Genomic DNA, 16,619 nt, shown 5'->3' on the forward strand with positions numbered 1-16,619 from the left:
GCCGCCGCGGCACGGGTCCGGGCCGCCGTGCACGCCCCCGCCGGAGCCCCCGCGTCCGCCGCCCCCCGCCCCGTACCGCCGGGACCGCTGGGCCTGCGGCTGCGCGGCCTACGGTTCGGCTACGGGGGAGAGGCCGTCCTGGACGGCGTCGACCTCACCGTCCGGCCGGGCGAGACCGTGGCACTCGTCGGAGCGTCCGGGGCGGGCAAGTCGACCTGCGCCCACCTCCTCGCGCGGTACTGGGATCCGGCCGAAGGCGCCGTGGAGCTGGTGCCCCCGGACCCGGCGCACCCCGTCGACCTGCGGGACCTCACCGAGGAGGACCTGCGCGCCACCGTGTCCGTGGTCGGGCAGGAGGCCCCGCTCTTCCACGGCACCCTCGCCGAGAACCTCCGGCTGGGCGCTCCGGACGCCACGGCGGACGAGGTCGGCGCGGTGGCCCGGATCTGCGGCGTCGACCTCATCGCCGACGCCCTGCCCGACGGGCTGGACACCGCCGTCGGCGAGCGCGGCGCGACCCTGTCCGGCGGCCAGCGCGCCCGGGTGGCGCTGGCCCGCGGGCTGCTGAGCGGCCCGCGCGTCCTCGTCCTGGACGAGACGACGGCGCATCTGGACCACCGGGGCGACGCGGAACTGGCCCGGGCGCTCGCGGCCGACTCCGCCACCCGGACGACCCTGGTCATCGCCCACCGCCCGGCCACCGTCCGCAGGGCCGACCGGATCGCGGTCCTGGAGGGCGGGCGCATCGTCGAGGAAGGCACCTGGGACGAGCTGATCCGGGCCGGCGGACCGCTGACCCGCCTCTTCGCCCGCGAGGAGGTGGCGGCCCGCCCCTGAGACGCGGTCCCTCACCGACAAGGCTCAGGGCAGGGGCTGCTCGGCCCAGATGATCTTCCCCCGGGGGGTGTAGCGCGTGCCCCACCGATGGGCGAGCTGCGCGACGAGGAACAGCCCGCGCCCTCCCTCGTCCGTCGTCCTGGCGTGCCGCAGCCGCGGCGAGGTGTTGCTCGCGTCGGACACCTCGCAGGTCAGCGCGGACTGGAACAGCAGCCGCAGCCGTACCGGCCCCGAGGCGTACCGGATCGCGTTGGTCACCAGCTCGCTGACGATCAGCTCCGTCGTCATCGAGAGCTCCGTGAGCCCCCACGTCTCCAGCTGACGGGAGACCTTGGCCCGGGTCTCGCCGACCGCCGCCGGGTCCACGGGCACGTCCCAGGAGACCAGGTGCTCGGGGCTCAGGATGTGCGTCCGGGCGAGGAGCAGGGCGATGTCGTCCGGCTGCGGGACCGGCAGCAGCTCCTTGACCACCGCTGGGCACAGATCCTCCAGCGGCAGCCCGCCCCGGGACACCGCCCGGCCGAGCCGGCCCATGCCGCTCTCCATGTCCTTGTCGGTCCCCTCGATGAGCCCGTCGGTGTAGAGGCCGAGGAGGCTGCCTTCGGGCAGCTCGATCTCCTGGGACTCGAAGGGCAGCCCGCCGAGCCCCAGCGGCGGCCCGGAGGGCAGGTCGGGGAAGCTGACCGCGCCGTCCGGTGTGACGATCACCGGCGGCGGATGGCCGGCCCGCGCCATCGTGCAGCAGCCGTTCGCCGGATCGTAGACGGCGTACAGGCAGGTGGCGCCCACCACCGTCGTACCGCCCCGCTCCGCCGGCCCCGTCGCGGGCTCCTCCTCGCTGAGCCGCAGGACCAGATCGTCCAGACGGGCCAGCAGCTCGTCCGGCGGAAGGTCCATGTCGGCCAACGTCTGTACGGCGGTGCGCAGCCGGCCCATGGTCGCGGCGGCCCCGATGCCGTGTCCGACGACATCGCCGATGACCAGCCCGACCCGGGCGCCGGACAGCGGGATCACATCGAACCAGTCGCCGCCCACCCCGTCCTTCGCGTCCGCCGGGAGGTAGGACGACGCCACGTCCAGCGCCGTCCCGCCGCGCAGCGTGTGCGGCAGCAGGCTCCGCTGGAGCACCAGCGCCGCGGTGTGCTCCCGGGTGTAGCGGCGGGCGTTGTCCACGCACACGGCCGCCCGCGCCACCAGCTCCCGGGCGGGCGCCACATCGTCCTCGTCGAACGGCACCGGATTCTGCGACCGCATGAACGTGGTCAGCCCCAGCACGGTGTCGCGCGCCCGCATCGGTACGGAGATCAGCGAGTGCAGCCCGAACTCCCGGAGCCGAGCGGCCCGCGCGGGCTGTTCCACCGTCCACCCGTGGCTCTCCGGGTCGAGCACCGGCAGCAGGACCGGGGAGCCGTCGAGGAGGAAGTGCGCGTCGTGCGGCGGCGGCACGAAGTCGACCGTCTCCCCGACCCGTACGACCGCCTCCGGACAGCCCTCCCGCACCGAGCTCATGCCCGCCCGGCGCATGGCCGGCCGCTCGCCCTCGGCCGGCGCGGCCACCCCGGGCCGGTCGCCGCCGAACGGGGTCTCCAGCAGGTCGACGAAAACGAAGTCCGCGAACCGGGGCACCGCGAAATCGGCGAGCTCCTGGGCCGTACGGTGCACGTCCAGGGTGCTGCCGATCGCCGCCCCTGCCTCGTTCACCAGCGCGAGCAGCCGGCGCGCGTTCCACCGGTCGGTGACGTCGAGGACCATGTAGCCGATGCCGATCCGCCGGTCCTGGGCGTCGGCCAGCGGGAAGAAGGAGCTGGCGTACGCCCGCCGGCGGTGCGGATCGGCCCAGCTCCAGCCCAGATATTCGTAGTCCGTGACCGCCTCGCCGGTAGACAGGACCTGCCGCATCAACCGCTCGATGGGCGCCGCCAGCGCTCCGGGCAGCACCTCGCTCGGCCGGCGTCCCAGCCGCTGCTCCCGGGGTACGCCGCCGAACCGCTCCAGGGTGTCGTTGAGCCAGAGATAGCGCAGGTCCGGGTCGAGCACCGCCATCCCGACCGGCGACCGGGTCAGGAAGTCGTCGAGCACGGACCCGCTCATCGTCCAGTGCGGGGTCAGTTCCCGCCCGGACACCAGGAAGCCCTCCCGCCCGGCGATCAGGAACGAGGCGGTCGCCCGTACGTCGATGTCCAGCGACCGGCCGTCCCGGCTCCGCAGCGGGATCAGCCCGCTCCACCCCGACCCGGCCCGGCAGCGGGCGGCCACCGCGGCCGTGCGCCGGGCGTCCGGGGGGCCGGTCAGCAGCCGGGCCGCGGACCGGCCGACCACCTCGGCCGCCGGATACCCGAGCAGCGCCTCGGCCCCGCGGGTCCAGCCGATGATCGTGCCGTCCCCGGCGATCACCGCCGCCGCGTCGGCGGCCGTCAACGCCGGTCCCCGCCCGTCCCCGGAGGGCAGCGGGCCGGGCTCCGCCGGGGAGCCCTCATCGGCGGATGCCATTGCACCTCACCACCCTCTGTAGGTTTCCATGGTCGCGCGTCGCCCCGGACCGCGCCCGGCGCGCGCCGGGCGCGGTCCGGGCGCGGGCTGTCCCTCGTTCGGCGGCGTGACGGAGCGGGCGGTGCCCGCGTTGGTGGGGGTGACAAGCGGTTGCTTGTCCACCTGCCCCCGCGCTGGACCCGTGTGGGTGGACGGCTCCGGCCCCCGACAGGAGGGCCGGAGCCGTTTCCATGCTCGGGCTCAGTAGCGGAAGCAGATCTTGCTTTCCTTGAGCCACTGGCCCAGCCAGTCGCCGAACGGCACCGTGATGCACCACCTGCGGGTGGCCGGCGCCTCGGTCCCCGGCGGTGTGGGCGTGGGCGCCACCGGCGGGGACGGCTGCACGGCCGGCGGGACCGACGGGGACGGGGACGGGGCCGGATCCGTCGGCGACGGTGTGGGCGTGGGGGTGGGGCTCGGTACGGGCGCGGCGGGCGCGGCCATCTCGGTCATCATCGTCCGGAAAACCTTCGAGGACCGCGGATTGCTCTTGCACTGCCAGACGCCGTGCGGGCAGTAGTCCGTGACCGTCTGGTACAGCGGCTCGTGCCGGTCGATCCATTCCAGCATCCGCCGCATGTACTCGGGGTTGTCGCCGTTGCGGAAGAGCCCCCACTCCGGGAACGAGATGGGCTTGCCGTGCTCCGCGGCGAAGTCGACGTGCTTCTGGAGCCCGTACGGGTCGTTGACCTGGTCGTCGAAGGTCTCGCCGGGCGGCTGGTCGTAGGAGTCCATCCCGATGATGTCGACGACGTCGTCGCCCGGGTAGCACTCGGTCCACGGCACCGCGTCCCGCCCCCGGCTCGGCGTGAAGTCGAAGCGGAACTCCTGACCGGGCACCGCGCGCATCGCCGTCACGATCCGCTCCCAGTACGCCTTCCAGGACGCGGGATCGGGGCCGCACCGATGGGTGTACGTGGTGCCGTTCATCTCCCAGCCGAGCACGATCACGGTGTCCGGAACGCCCAGCTCCACCAGCCGCTCCGCGAGCTTCGTGAAGTGCTGGTCGTAGTCCCCGGCCGCGCCGGCCCGGAGCAGGGTGCGGACCTCGCCGTCCGGCACCCGCTCCTCGTTGCGCTCCAGCATCGGCACGTTCAGGACGAACATCCGGTCCTCGTCCGCCCGTCTCCAGTCCGCCCAGGCGTCGAGGAAGTCGGGTGTGCCCTCGATGTTCACCCAGAGATCGCCCGGCAGGTACGTGTGCCCCACCCGCAGCTCCGCGCCGCCGAGCCAGCGCGACAGCTCGGCCATCCGGCTGACCCCGGCGGGCCCGTAGTCCAGATAGGCGCCGTGCGCCGTGCCGCTCCCGGACCCCGGTGGGCCGGGAGCGGCGCCGTCGACGGAATCGGTGCCCGGCGGCGACTGGCCCGCGATGCCGCCACCTGCCAGGAGGCTGAGGGCAGCCGCCGCGATACACGAAACGATGAGACGGCGCTTGGCCGGCATTACTCCTCCTGGCTGCGGTGAATTCCGGCCGGTTCGGCCTGATAGGGAGAGAGTTTCATCATCATGCACCGGCGGCATGCGCAGGAGTCCATTTATCGTATTCGGCGTTGCGGTCGTGCCGTTCAGGTGAATGTGGGGCCGAACGAGAACGGCAGCGAGCCGACACGGTTGTCGAAATTGGAATCGACCAGCCCCGGATCGCCCAGACTCCGCATGACGGGTCGTCGGTCGATCAGTTCCCGGAACAGGGCCGTCATTTCGAGACGGGCCAGATGCGCTCCCAGGCAGTGGTGCGGGCCCCCGCCGCCGTACCCGAGATGAGGATTCGGCGACCGGGTGATGTCGAAGCGATCCGGATGGGTGAAAACCGCCTCGTCGCGATTGGCCGACGCATAGATGAGGGCGACTTTCTCTCCCGGAAGAAACGTACGGCCGCCGAGTTCGCATTCGGCGGTGACGGTCCTGCGGAACTGGATGATCGGCGTCGAATGCCGGACGATCTCGTCGACGGCGCCGCCGATGTACCGGTCGAAGTCGGACCGCAGCAGCTCCCGCTGCTCCGGATTCCGGTCGAGCAGGAACAGCCCGTGCGCGATGGCGTTGCGGGTCGTCTCCACCCCGGCCACCAGCAGCAGCGAGAAGAAGGCCCCCAGCTGCCGCCCGGACAGTGCCTCGCCGTCGATGTCCGCACGGACGAGCGCCGAGACGAGGTCGTCCTCGGGGTGCCGGCGGCGCTCCCGGGCGAGCCGCCCCATCACCCACTGCATCCGGGCCAGCGACGCGAGACCCCGGCCGGGAATCCGCAGCCGGGCCCGGCCCCGGCGCTCGACGCCGACATGCTCCGAGGCGTGGTCGATCTGCTCCGCGATCCGGGCCCGGTACGCCTCCGGGATGCCCATCAGGTCGCAGATCACCTCCAGCGGCAGCCGCGAGGCCGCCGACGGCATGAAGTCCCCGGGGCGCTCGGCGATCAGCTCGTCGACCAGCCGCCCGGCGAGCCGCCCGACGTTCTCCTCGGCGTCCGCCAGCAGCCGCGGGGTGAACCGCCGCGAGATGATCCGGCGCAGCGCCGCGTGCTCGGCCCCGTCCATGTTGACCATCGAGTTGCCGAACAGCGCCTTCGCCCAGCCGGCCGGCTCCGGGGTGGTGACCCCCGGGGCGCTCGCGAACACCTGCGGCGTGCGGCTCGCGGTCCGCACATCGGCATGGCGCACCAGCGCGTGGAACGGCTTGCCGGAGGTGCGAGCGGTACCGGGCCGGGGAGTGAACAGCACCGGCGCGTCCAGCTCCCGCAGCAGGGCGAACGCCCGCAGCCGGTCGGGGCGCGGCAACCGCCAGAAGGCGGGGTCGGCCAGATCGACGTCCGCCGCGCTCGGCACACGGTCCCCGGACAGCTGGTAGGGAACGGTCATGTCCATCACCTCCACGGTTCGCCAGGCCATGTTCCGGTCCGCCGGCCGTGCGGAGCCGCGCGACGCGGCCCGCCGCGCCCGATGGCCCTACGCCCTCACGCGTTTGACGGAACGTGACCGCCGCGTGTGCGCCGTACGCCGCACGCACGAGAACTGTTTCGCGACCGCCTCGTTGTCAACATCGCCATCAGCAGCACCTCGGACGAGTTAACGAGGCGAGTCAACGAGAGGCAGGCAGTCATCCATGAGCCCCACCCCCGCGAAACCGGGCGGCACCCGCGTCCCCTCCCGGCGGATCGTCCTGCGCGGAGCCTTCACCGCCGCAGTGGTCACGGGCACCGCCGGCGCCCTGCTCCCGCTGCTCGACCGTGAGCAGGCCGCCGCGGTCCGGCCCGCACCGGGCCCCGAGGCGCCCGGAACCGGCCCCGCGGCCACGACGGCGAAGGAATCCACGACGGAGGAGTTCGCCGAGATGTACCGGGGCCGGGAGATCCGGGGAACGGCGACCGTCGTCGTCCCCGCCGGCGCCCCGGACGACGACCGGGTGGCGGTCGCCGCCGAACCGGTCACCGAGATCCGCATCGACGGCATGCCGCTGCACGTCATGAGGCGGGCGGACGGCACCTATCTGAGCGACGTCCGGCACTACGAGTCGTACCCGACGCTGCTGGAGACGGCCCGCGCCGCCGTCGACGAGCTCGGCGCCGCCAGACTCGCGCCCCCCGCCGCACACCGCATGTGAACCAGGAGGACCAGCACCGGTGTACACCCGCAAGAACCAGCGCGACCTCACGCGCACCGAGAAGCGCCGGCTCGTCGACGCGATCCTGAAACTCAAGCGCTCCGGCCGCTACGACGACTTCGTCGTCATGCACCGCGAGTACTACGTCATGGACACCGAGCGCAGGCCGCGCCCGGCGCACATGACGTCCTCGTTCTTCCCCTGGCACCGCCAGTACCTGCTGGAGTTCGAGAAGGCGCTCCAGAGCGTCGACGCGGGCGTCAGCGTCCCCTACTGGGACTGGACCCAGGACAACAAGCCGACCTCGTCGCTGTGGGCGGAGGACTTCCTCGGCGGCAACGGCAGGCCCGGCGACCGCCGGGTCACCACCGGAGCGTTCGCCTACGAGGCGGGCAACTGGAGCGTCGGAAAGGGAGTCACCGACGAGAACTACCTCACCCGCAACTTCGGCAGGCCCGGCAGCAACCCGGTCGCGCTCCCCACCAAGGACGATGTGACGCGGGCGCTGAAGGACCCGGTCTACGACACCGAGCCCTGGAACAGCATCAGCACCGAGGGCTTCCGCAACCGCATCGAGGGGTGGGGGATCCGGGGCGTGCGCACGGTGGGCCTCCACAACCAGGTCCACCAGTGGGTCGGCGGCCCGATGGCGGGCGCGGCCTCCCCCGAGGACCCGGTGTTCTGGTTCCACCACTCCTTCGTCGACCTGCTGTGGGACCGGTGGCGCAAGGCGCACCCGAAGTCCGCCTATCTCCCGGGCCGTAAGCCCGCATCGCCCAGCCAGGACCGTCGTTACGTCTTCGGCCTGGACGAGGCGATGCCCCCCTGGGGCGTCACCCCGAGGAAGCTCCTCGACCACGGCAAGCTCTACCGCTACGCCTGAGCCCGGACGAAGGAACGGCCGGCCCCCTCCGTGCGGAGGGAGCCGGCCGTTCCGGTGCTGCGGGTGATCAGCGGCCGTAGCCGTAGTCCCCGTCGCCGCCCTTGTCGTGGCCCTCGGAGGCGTTGACGCAGGTGTTGCCGAAGGCCGGGTTCAGCAGGCCGATCACGTTGATCGTGTTGCCGCAGAGGTTCACCGGCACGTGCACCGGGACCTGGACGCTGTTGCCCGAACCGACGCCGGGGGAGGCGGCGGCGAGGCTCTGCGCACCGGCGTCCGCGGACGCCATGCCGGCGCCGCCGGCGATCAGGGCGCCGGTGCCGGCCATGACAGCGGCAACCTTCGTCATGCGAGACATTGAGAACTCCTTGTAAAGAAGGGGGTGTGCTGCGGACACGAGGCCCGCACCCCCTGACAACGCGAAAGACGCCGGACGGTAACGGATCAGCGCATAGGTGATATCTCCGACGCCCCTGTCCGGCGTACGTCCGGCGCGTCAGCGACCGATCACCGGAAGCCCCGTCAGCCGCTCGTGCCAGTCCCGCGCCGCCGGGAAACGGGCCTTCACCGTCTCCACCGCCCGCTCCCGCACCGCCACCTGCGACTCGCGCAGCCGCAGCAGCGGCTCCAGACCCGGACGGGCCAGCAACAGCCGCTGGTTGACCACCGGCACCGGACCCCAGTGGTTCTTGTAGCTCTCCGCACCGCGCAGCAGGCTCAGCACCTCGCGCCCGGCGTCCGAGGCCTGCTGGGCCACCTCGCGCAGCAGAATCGTCGACACATCGACCTTCCGTTCGCGCAGCGCCGGATCCGCACCGTACAGATAGCCGCCCGTCAGATGCCCGGACTGCAACGACAGGTTGGACGCCACCACCTCGCCGTTCAGCCGGAACTCGGTCATCGCCGCCGTACCGTCCGCCACCATCCGCCCCACCGACCGGACCAGATGGTCCGAGAACCGGGCCCGCAGATGCTCGGGGTTGACTCCCCGGCCCTCCCACTGCCGCTCGTGCAGCCGCAACAGCGTGCCGACCGCCGCCGGCACCCCGTCCTGCGGGACCCGGCGCGCCTCGACGCCCAGCGCCTCGACCTTGCGCAGCTTCGAGCGCAGCCGCTGACCCCGCGAGCCCGTCAGCCGCGCCACGAGGTCGCTCAGCGGCTCGGCCGGAAGCTCCATGCACGTCGAGTCGGTGAGCCGGCTGCGGGCCCCCGGCCAGCGCCCGAACAGCAACTGCGCCGACGCGTCCGGCCGGACCTCCCGCAGATCCACCACGGTGTGCCGGGCGGCCCGGTCCAAGCCGCGCCCCAGCGCTCCCACCGCGTACCCGGCCTCCTCCTCGTCCAGCAGGATGTCGAAGAAGTCGGAGATCGCCCCGCCCATCGGGACGAGCAGCGGCATCGGACGGTGGACCAGCATCAGCGGCGCCGCCCCGATCAGCCGCCCCGACCGGCGGACCAGCAGCACCCGCAGCCGGCCCTCCTGGCCGTAGGAGATCCACCACGAGTGGAGCCAGGCGTGGCTCTGGAACGGGGTGGCGGTGGCGCACCGGCGGTGCAGGGCGTCCCACTCCCCGGCGAGCGCGCCGAACTCCCGGAAGTCCCGGCACAGCGTCACGGCGAGGCCGCCCGCCCGGTGGCCCGTCATCGGACGAGCTCCCGTTCGTCCTGGGCGACGTTGCCGCCCTCGGCCGTCGGCCCCGGCACCTGCGCCGAGACGCTCCAGCCCGCCCGGCGCGGCCGGACCAGCAGCACGAGTCCGCCCAGCAGACCGCCCGCCGCCGCCCCCACGGCGGTGCCCAGCGGCACCGACGGCGAGACCGGCCGGTCCGGCGTCATCGCATGGGTGAACTTGATCAGCTTCACCCCGGTGTCCTTGGAGACATGGCCGCTGCTCACGATGACGGCCTCGATGACCGCGTTCGCGATGTCGGCCGCCTTGTGCCGGTCCTCGGAGGTGCCCGTCACCGCGATCATCGGCGAGTCGGGGGAGGTCTCCGACGTGACGTGGGACCGCAGTTCGCGCACCGGCTCGCCCGCCGCGCCCTGGGCGTACGAGAGCGTCGCGTCGCTCGTGGTCAGCCGCCCGTACGACTGGGCGTACCCCAGCGCCGCCGAGGGGTCCGTCTCCCCTTCGGCGACCGCCATCGCATAGCTGGTGGCCTCGTACTGCGGCGCGGCGAACGCACCGTACGACAGCCCGGACGCGGTGCCGATCAGCACGCAGACGGGCAGCGGCCACCAGTGCGGAAGCCGGGTGAGGGCGGTGCGCAGCCGACGGGCGACGGCGGGTCGCTGCTGCTGCTCGGGTGACTCGGTCATGAAAGGGCTCTCCGGTTCGGTGGGGCGGTGTCGAGGGCGTACGCGTACACGTCCATCAGGCGCTCGCTGCTGCGTCTGATGTCGTAGTGGCCGACGGCCCGGGGCGGCGGCCGCCGGTCCGTACGGGCCTGTATCCGCTGCCGCAGCCGGGCCGTCAGCTCCTCGGGGCTCCCGGCGATCCGGGTGGCGCCCGGGGCGTGGGCGGCGGGCAGGTCGTCGATGGCGGGGCAGGCGTCGTGCAGCACGGGCAGCCCGGCGGCGAGCGCCTCCACGGCGGCCAGACCGAAGGACTCCTCGCGCGATGTGGAGACGAAGACGTCCAGGGCGCTCAGCAGCGCCGGCACACCCGGGACCGGACCGTCCCCGTCCTCGTCGCACTCCCCGAGGAACCGGATCCGGTCCACGGCCCCCAGGCGCAGGGCCAGCGCGCGCAGCGCCCCGGCCTCCGGACCGTCCCCGGCCAGCAGAAGGCGGGCCTCCGGCAGCGCGGCGACCGCGCGGATCAGCACGTCGAACCGCTTGCCCGGCACCAGCCGGCCGACCCCGCCGACGACGAACGCGTCCTCGGGCAGGTCCAGGGCCGCCCGTACGGAAGCCCGCCGCTCGCCGTCGAAGCGGAACCGGTCCGCGTCGATGCCGTTGGGCACCAGCCGGATCCGGTCGGCGGGCACCCCCCAGTCCCGCAGCCGGCCGGCCACGGTGGAGGAGACGGCGACGGTCGCCGCGCCGAGGCGTTCGGTGGAGAGGTAGAGGGCGCGGATGGACCGGGTCAGCGGGCGGCCCTCGATCTCGGCACGCCCCAGGGAGTGTTCGGTCGCGACGGTGGCCCGGGTACCGGCGAGCCGGGCCGCGATCCTGCCGTACACACAGGCCCGGTAGAGATGCGTGTGGACCAGGTCGTAGCGGCCGTCCCGGATCAGCTGGGCGAGCCTTCCGACGGCCGAGAGATCCCGGTTGCCGCGCATTCCCAGATGCGTCACCCGGATCCCGTCGGACCGCAGCTCCTCGGCCACCGCCCCCGGGTTGGTGAGCGTCACGACGTCGCACTCCACCGGCAGATGACGCAGCAGCAGCCGCAACTGCCGCTCGGCGCCGCCGACCCCGAGTCCGGTGATGACGTGCAGCGCCCTCATCGGGGACCGCCCGCCCGTACGGGTCCGACGGCCCGCGCGCCGGTACCGGGCGCGGCGACCTGCCGCAGCCCGTGCCGCAGGTCCTTCGCCCACAGCCGCACCCCCCGGTCCGCCTGGCTGATGTGGGTGCGGGGCAGGGCGAACCGGCTGAGCAGCGGGCCCGGGGCCAGCGCGCACGCGTAGCCGTAACCCGCCGTCCGCGCGGCCTCGGTGACCCGGCGGTCGAGGATGCCGTACGGATAGCAGAAGCCCTCCGGGAGCGACCCGGTGAGATCGCCGATCAGCTCCCGGCTGTCGGCGGTCTCCCGGCGCAGCTCCTCGTCCGACAGCGCCGTCAGGTCCTGGTGGTACAGACCGTGCGAGCCGACCTCCATGCCCGCGGCGGCGACCCGCCGGACGTCCTCGTGGGTCAGCAGCGGTTTGCGCGGGCCCAGCGGATCCCACTCGTTGACCCCGCCCGGGCGGCCCGGCAGGACGAAGACCGTCGCCCGGCAGCCGTGCTTGCGCAGCACCGGCAGCGCCTCGCCGAGGAAGTCCGCGTATCCGTCGTCGAAGGTCAGCCCGACCAGCCCGCGCCGCCCGGAAGCCCCCGTGCGCAGCAGCTCCGACACCCCCACCCCGGTCAGCCGCCGGCTGCGCAGCCAGGACAGCTGCTCGTCGAGGCGCTCGGGGGAGACGGTGATGCCGTACGGATCGTCGCCGGCGTCCGTCACCGAGTGGTACGTGAGGATCCACGGCTGACGGCGGGTGTGCGGGCGGAGCCGGGACGAGGGAGCGTCGGCGCAATGTGCCGAGGAATCAGCGGCCATCAAGGAACCTCCGTCGGATGAGTGCCAGCAGGGAAACGACCTCGGGCGAGCGCAGGGCAAGCCCGGTCAGGAAGAACACGGCGGGGACGAGGAGACACCCGGCGGCCAGGCTCAGCACCGGATCGGGGACGAGGGGCGCGCACGCCCAGCCGGCCGCGCCCGCCGCCAGCGACGCCCCGGCGAGCCGGCCCAGCGAGAGCGCCACGGCCCGCGTCCGGATCGGCACCACCCGGGTGCCGAGACCCATGAGGAGCAGCAGCGCCGTCGTGCTGATCCCGATCGCGTTGGCGGTCGCGATGCCGTCCACGCCGAAGCGGTACGTCAGCGCGTACCCGGCGCCCATGGTGACCAGCAGCCCGGTGCCCATGGCGAACGCCGGGAACCAGGTGGGCCGCCCGGAGGAGAAGAACGGCCGACTCAGCGCGCCGACCAGACAGTGCCCCAGCAGCCCGAGCGCGTACACCCGCATGACCTGCGCGGTCGAGTCGGTGTCGGCGACGTCGAACGCGCCGCGCTGGAAGAGCACTTCGATGATCTGGGGCGCGTAGCCGAGGACCACCGCCGTGCCGAGCAGCACCACCATCCCGGCCAGCGCCAGGTCCCGCTCCACCCGCAGCCTGGCCTTCTCCCGGTCCCCGGCGGCCATCGCCTGCGCGACGACCGGGAAGGTCACCGTGCAGATCATCAGCGACAGCACCATCGGCATCTGCGCGACCTTCTGCGCGTAGTTCAGATGCGAGATCGCGCCCGCCGGGAGCGTGGAGGCCAGGAACCGTTCCACCAGCACCTGGGACTGACGGCTCACCACGAACAGGACCACCGGCGCCAGGACCGCGAACCCCAGCAGCGGAGCGGTCCGCGCGGCCCGCCGCCCCGGCCGCCGGAACCTCGGCAGCCGGGGCCGCGCGAGCGGTACCAGCCTCAGGAACATGGGCAGTTGGGTCAGGATCATCAGCGCGCTGCCGACCGCGACCCCCACCGCCGCGGCCCGCACCCCCCATACGGAGTGCAGGGCCAGCGTCATCCCGATGATGCCGAGGTTGTACGCGACATAGACCCCGGCGGGCGGCAGGAAGCTGCGGTGCGCGCGCAGCGCGGCGCTGAAGTAGCCGGTGATCCCGAAGGTGAGGACGGTGACCGCGGTCAGCCGGGTGCAGTCCACCGCGAGCCGCGGATCGGCGAGGCCCGGGGCCAGCACGCCCACGACCCACGGGGCGCCCGCGATCAGCAGCGCCGCGCCGCCGGAGAGCAGCAGGAACAGGCGGGGGAGCGTGGCCGCCACGAGATCCCGTACGGGGTCGGATCCGGGGGCGTCTCCAGTCTCCGCCCGCCGGGTCAGGGCCAGGCTGAACGCCGGGACGAGGAGGAGCGCCATCCCGTCCTCGATGAGGAGCGTCGCCGCCATCTCGGGCACGGTCCAGGCGATCAGGAACGCGTCGCTCGCGTCGCTCGCCCCGAAGTACCGGGCGATGGCCTGGTCCCGCACCAGCCCGAGCACGGCCCCCAGCACGGTCAGGACCGCCGTGGCCGCCGCCGCACGGGCGAGGAAGGACCCGAGCCGGGGCGCCTCGCCGCTCTCCGCGCCCGACGCGGTACCGGGGGAGAGGGGCCCCTCCGGGCCCGCCCCCGGGGCCGGGAGCAGCGGCGGGGCCGGGGCGGAGGGCGGGAGCAGCGGCGGGTGCGGGCCCGCTGCCGTGTCCGCCGGGCGCGCCCCGGCCTCCGTCCCCGTACCGGTGTCGCTCATGCGGCGCTCACCAGCGCCCACCAGGCCGCCAGCCCCAGCACGACACCGCTCAGCACCGTGGTGGGCCCGCCGATGTCCGCGTACAGGAAGTTGACGCTCTGCCAGGTCATCAGGGCGACCGCCACCAGACCGCAGTCCATGGCCGCGTGTCCGCGCGAGCGGGCGAGGCGCAGTCGGCGGATCGAGCCGACCAGGATCGCCGCCCAGCTGCCGACGAGCGCGGTCAGTCCGATCAGGCCCTGTTCGCCGAGGACCAGGAGATACATGTTGTGCGGCGACAGGAGCGCCTGGCGGCGGAACTCCTGGCCCGCCCCGGCGGTGTCGCTGCCGGAGGAGAGCCCGATGGAGGCGTGTCCGTCGCGGTGGTCGGGGAAGCCCTTGAGACCGACTCCGGTGGCGGGCCGCTCGCGCCACATCGCGCCCGCCGCGCTCCACATCGCGTAGCGGTCGCTGACCGACCGGTCCGGGGTGCTCGTCACCCGGGTCACGCTGGCGGCCCGGTCCGCGATCATCTCGGAGCCGATGCCGAACCCGCCGACCACCACCACCCCGGCCGCGCCCAGCACGGCCAGCGACGTCAGCGCCTGCCGCCGCCCCGCCAGCGCCAGGGCGACGAGGACCGCGGCGGCCGTGGCGATCCACACGCCCCGGCTGAACGACAGCGTCAGGGGCACGATCAGCGCGACGGCGAGGACGGCGGCGCACGGCCGCAGCCAGGCCGGGGCGCTGCCGGGCGTGCGCAGGGCGCAGGCGGTGGCGGCGAGCAGACCGTAGGCGACGACGGTCGCCATCCCCATGATGTCGCTGGGCCCGAAGGTGCCGACCGCCCGGATGTCCTCGCCCATGTAGGACGCGCCGGTACCGGTGACGTACTGATGGACGCCCGTGACGCCCTGGACGACCGCCAGCAGCACCAGCGAGCCGGCGACGACCCGGAACCCGTACGCGTCCTCGATCAGCAGGAACACCGCGATCGGTACGAGGACGAAGACCTGGAGATAGCGGACGAGCCCCGGCAGGGCGGCCGCCGGGTCCGCCGCCGTGACCGTGGCCACCGCGAAGCCCACGGCGGGCAGGCCCAGGACCAGCGCGGCGGCGGCGCTCAGCGGGCGTCGGCGCAGATACAGCAGCCGCCCCACGCACACGAGCACCGCGAGGCCCGAGGCCAGATCGGCCGCTCCGACCGCCGGGCCGCCGCCCCCGCCGAGGGTGCCGTAGGGCAGGGCGGGCAGCAGGACGGTCGCGACCAGCGGCAGCAGCGGCCAACGGCTTTGCCAACCGCCCCGCCGGGGGCGGGAGACGGTGCGGGGCGCTGCCGATGGAGTCGGCGCGGGCGGGGTGAGGACGGCGGCCATGGTCAGCTGCCTCCGAGCCGGAACAGGGAACCGGCGGTCCGCGCCAGGACGCACGCGTCCTGCCACAGCGACCAGGTCTCGATGTAGCGGTTGTCGAAGCGGGCCCGTTCCTCGATCGAGGTGTCGCCCCGCAACCCGTTCACCTGGGCCAGCCCCGTGATGCCGACCGGCATCCGGTGCCGGGCCTGGTAGCCGGGGTGGGCGCGGCTGAACTGCGCCACGAAGAAGGGGCGTTCGGGGCGGGGCCCGACCATGCTCATGTCGCCGCGCAGGACGTTCCACAGCTGCGGCAGCTCATCGAGGGAGCTCCGGCGCAGCACACGGCCGACCCGGCTCATCCGCCCGTCGGACGCGACGTTCCAGCGGGTCGCCGACTCCTGGACGTCGGCGGGCCGCAGCGTACGGAACTTCAGCAGGACGAAGGGACGACCGTGCCGGCCGACGCGCTCCTGCCGGAAGATCACGCCCGGCCCGTCGGAGAGCCGCACGGCCAAGGCGCAGGCCGCCATCACCGGGGCCGCCAGCAGCAGTCCGACCGCGGCCAGGACGGCGTCCATCGCCCGCTTCACCCCGTGGCCGAGGGGACGGTTCGTCCCGTCGTGCAGGGGCTGGGCGGTGAAGCCCCACAGATGATCGGGGCGGCCTCCCGCCGGAGGCCCCGCGACCGTCCCTGGGCCGGTGACCAGCCACACCCGGCAGCCGTGTCCGGTGAGCAGGGTGAAGAGCGCGGCTCCGTCCGGGGTGGCCTCGGGCGGCGCGGTGAACACCGCGTGCCGCACACTGTTCTGCACGACGGCGCGCCTCACCTCCTGGGGCGAGGCCAGGACCGGCAGCGGCACGGTGTCGGAACCCGTCGTCTGCTTCTCGTCCCCGGCCGCCGGGGCGGCGACCAGACCGACCGGCCGCAGCCCGTACGCCGGGTGGTCGTAGAGGGCCGACGTCACCTGACGGGCCAGCGGCCCCTGGCCCACGACCAGCGTGGACAGCGGGCGGCGGACGGCGGCCCGCCGCCGCGCCCGGTACGCGGCCGCACGTCCCGCGCAGGTCAGCGCGGTCTGTGTACCGGCCCCGTACGCGAGCACCGCCCAGCCGATCGCGTGCTGCGGGGCCCAGACGTCCAGCACCTCCATGGTCACGTACCACTGGAGGAGGGTGAGACCGAGGAGCGCGGGCAGTTCGGAGAGGACCGAGGGGGACAAGCGCATCCGGTACAGGCCGCGTTGGGCGAAGAGCGACACCTGTGCCACCGCCTGCGCGGCCACCAGCAGCCACGGCCAGGAGACCGGGACGACCAGGGCGAACGTCACGGCCGGGGCCAGGGCGTCCACACACAGCAGCGGCGCGGAACGGCCGTACCGGACGGCGCGGCGCTCACCGGGCTGGGCCTGCGCACCGCCGCCGCTTCTTCGCGGC

Annotated in this window: 14 protein-coding genes; 3 read left to right on the top strand and 11 right to left on the bottom strand. The window is 73.7% G+C overall.

Annotated features, from left to right (window positions below):
- A partial coding sequence (locus G3I54_RS03540) for an ABC transporter ATP-binding protein (protein WP_239144215.1) occupies window positions 1–837 on the top strand: 837 nt, incomplete at its 5' end.
- 24 nt (window positions 838–861) lie between these two features.
- Here G3I54_RS03540 and G3I54_RS03545 read toward each other — a convergent pair.
- The 3 genes from G3I54_RS03545 to G3I54_RS03555 all read right to left on the bottom strand — a co-directional run bounded on the left by G3I54_RS03545 (window position 862) and on the right by G3I54_RS03555 (window position 6,224).
- Window positions 862–3,327: a SpoIIE family protein phosphatase gene (locus G3I54_RS03545; RefSeq protein WP_164610980.1), complete on the bottom strand. Its 2,466-nt coding sequence runs from the start codon at window positions 3,325–3,327 to the stop codon at window positions 862–864.
- Between the two features lie 240 nt (window positions 3,328–3,567).
- Entirely contained in the window at window positions 3,568–4,812 is a 1,245-nt protein-coding gene (locus tag G3I54_RS03550) for a glycosyl hydrolase (RefSeq protein WP_164610982.1), read from the bottom strand.
- 122 nt (window positions 4,813–4,934) lie between these two features.
- Window positions 4,935–6,224 carry a cytochrome P450 gene (locus tag G3I54_RS03555; RefSeq protein WP_164611090.1) on the bottom strand — a complete coding sequence of 430 codons (1,290 nt, stop codon included), beginning with the start codon at window positions 6,222–6,224 and terminating at the stop codon, window positions 4,935–4,937.
- A gap of 244 nt (window positions 6,225–6,468) precedes the next feature.
- Here G3I54_RS03555 and G3I54_RS03560 point away from each other — a divergent pair, with 244 nt between their 5' ends.
- Together G3I54_RS03560 and G3I54_RS03565 are read left to right on the top strand one after the other, a co-directional pair.
- Complete coding sequence (locus G3I54_RS03560) at window positions 6,469–6,966, top strand: tyrosinase family oxidase copper chaperone (protein ID WP_164610984.1); 498 nt, start codon at window positions 6,469–6,471, stop codon at window positions 6,964–6,966.
- A 19-nt stretch (window positions 6,967–6,985) separates the two neighbouring features.
- Entirely contained in the window at window positions 6,986–7,849 is an 864-nt protein-coding gene (locus tag G3I54_RS03565; RefSeq protein ID WP_164610986.1) for a tyrosinase family protein, read from the top strand.
- Between the two features lie 67 nt (window positions 7,850–7,916).
- On the opposite strand, the gene G3I54_RS03570 is transcribed toward G3I54_RS03565, so the two are convergent.
- From G3I54_RS03570 to G3I54_RS03605, 8 genes are all read right to left on the bottom strand, one after another.
- Complete coding sequence (locus G3I54_RS03570) at window positions 7,917–8,204, bottom strand: chaplin (RefSeq protein WP_164610988.1); 288 nt, start codon at window positions 8,202–8,204, stop codon at window positions 7,917–7,919.
- A 138-nt stretch (window positions 8,205–8,342) separates the two neighbouring features.
- Window positions 8,343–9,491, bottom strand: coding sequence for a GNAT family N-acetyltransferase (locus G3I54_RS03575; protein WP_164610990.1), 1,149 nt, complete (start codon window positions 9,489–9,491; stop codon window positions 8,343–8,345).
- Window positions 9,488–10,165, bottom strand: a complete 678-nt coding sequence (locus G3I54_RS03580) for a lipopolysaccharide biosynthesis protein (protein WP_164610992.1) — start codon at window positions 10,163–10,165, stop codon at window positions 9,488–9,490. The genes G3I54_RS03575 and G3I54_RS03580 overlap by 4 nt, the downstream gene beginning before the upstream one ends.
- Complete coding sequence (locus tag G3I54_RS03585) at window positions 10,162–11,298, bottom strand: glycosyltransferase (protein ID WP_164610994.1); 1,137 nt, start codon at window positions 11,296–11,298, stop codon at window positions 10,162–10,164. The genes G3I54_RS03580 and G3I54_RS03585 overlap by 4 nt, the downstream gene beginning before the upstream one ends.
- A complete protein-coding gene (locus G3I54_RS03590; RefSeq protein ID WP_164610996.1) occupies window positions 11,295–12,107 on the bottom strand; it encodes a polysaccharide deacetylase family protein in 813 nt (270 codons plus the stop codon). The genes G3I54_RS03585 and G3I54_RS03590 overlap by 4 nt, the downstream gene beginning before the upstream one ends.
- Complete coding sequence (locus G3I54_RS03595) at window positions 12,097–13,851, bottom strand: lipid II flippase MurJ (protein WP_164610998.1); 1,755 nt, start codon at window positions 13,849–13,851, stop codon at window positions 12,097–12,099. The genes G3I54_RS03590 and G3I54_RS03595 overlap by 11 nt, the downstream gene beginning before the upstream one ends.
- Window positions 13,848–15,206, bottom strand: a complete 1,359-nt coding sequence (locus tag G3I54_RS03600; RefSeq protein WP_164611000.1) for an O-antigen ligase family protein — start codon at window positions 15,204–15,206, stop codon at window positions 13,848–13,850. Before G3I54_RS03600 ends, G3I54_RS03595 begins: the two co-directional genes overlap by 4 nt.
- A gap of 2 nt (window positions 15,207–15,208) precedes the next feature.
- Complete coding sequence (locus tag G3I54_RS03605) at window positions 15,209–16,534, bottom strand: exopolysaccharide biosynthesis polyprenyl glycosylphosphotransferase (RefSeq protein WP_164611093.1); 1,326 nt, start codon at window positions 16,532–16,534, stop codon at window positions 15,209–15,211.
- Between the last annotated feature and the right edge of the window lie 85 nt (window positions 16,535–16,619).

The sequence above is a fragment of the Streptomyces sp. SID14515 genome, from assembly GCF_010548505.1.
In the GTDB taxonomy this organism is placed as follows: domain Bacteria; phylum Actinomycetota; class Actinomycetes; order Streptomycetales; family Streptomycetaceae; genus Streptomyces; species Streptomyces caviscabies.

Excerpts from the sequence above, each read along its gene's own strand:
- G3I54_RS03560 (WP_164610984.1), top strand. The coding sequence starts at position 6,469 with ATGAGCCCCACCCCCGCGAAACCGGGCGGCACCCGCGTCCCCTCCCGG.
- G3I54_RS03555 (WP_164611090.1), bottom strand. The coding sequence starts at position 6,224 with ATGACCGTTCCCTACCAGCTGTCCGGGGACCGTGTGCCGAGCGCGGCG.
- G3I54_RS03600 (WP_164611000.1), bottom strand. The coding sequence starts at position 15,206 with ATGGCCGCCGTCCTCACCCCGCCCGCGCCGACTCCATCGGCAGCGCCC.
- G3I54_RS03570 (WP_164610988.1), bottom strand. The coding sequence starts at position 8,204 with ATGTCTCGCATGACGAAGGTTGCCGCTGTCATGGCCGGCACCGGCGCC.
- G3I54_RS03595 (WP_164610998.1), bottom strand. The coding sequence starts at position 13,851 with ATGAGCGACACCGGTACGGGGACGGAGGCCGGGGCGCGCCCGGCGGAC.
- G3I54_RS03585 (WP_164610994.1), bottom strand. The coding sequence starts at position 11,298 with ATGAGGGCGCTGCACGTCATCACCGGACTCGGGGTCGGCGGCGCCGAG.
- G3I54_RS03545 (WP_164610980.1), bottom strand. The coding sequence starts at position 3,327 with ATGGCATCCGCCGATGAGGGCTCCCCGGCGGAGCCCGGCCCGCTGCCC.
- G3I54_RS03550 (WP_164610982.1), bottom strand. The coding sequence starts at position 4,812 with ATGCCGGCCAAGCGCCGTCTCATCGTTTCGTGTATCGCGGCGGCTGCC.
- G3I54_RS03580 (WP_164610992.1), bottom strand. The coding sequence starts at position 10,165 with ATGACCGAGTCACCCGAGCAGCAGCAGCGACCCGCCGTCGCCCGTCGG.
- G3I54_RS03575 (WP_164610990.1), bottom strand. The coding sequence starts at position 9,491 with ATGACGGGCCACCGGGCGGGCGGCCTCGCCGTGACGCTGTGCCGGGAC.
- G3I54_RS03590 (WP_164610996.1), bottom strand. The coding sequence starts at position 12,107 with ATGGCCGCTGATTCCTCGGCACATTGCGCCGACGCTCCCTCGTCCCGG.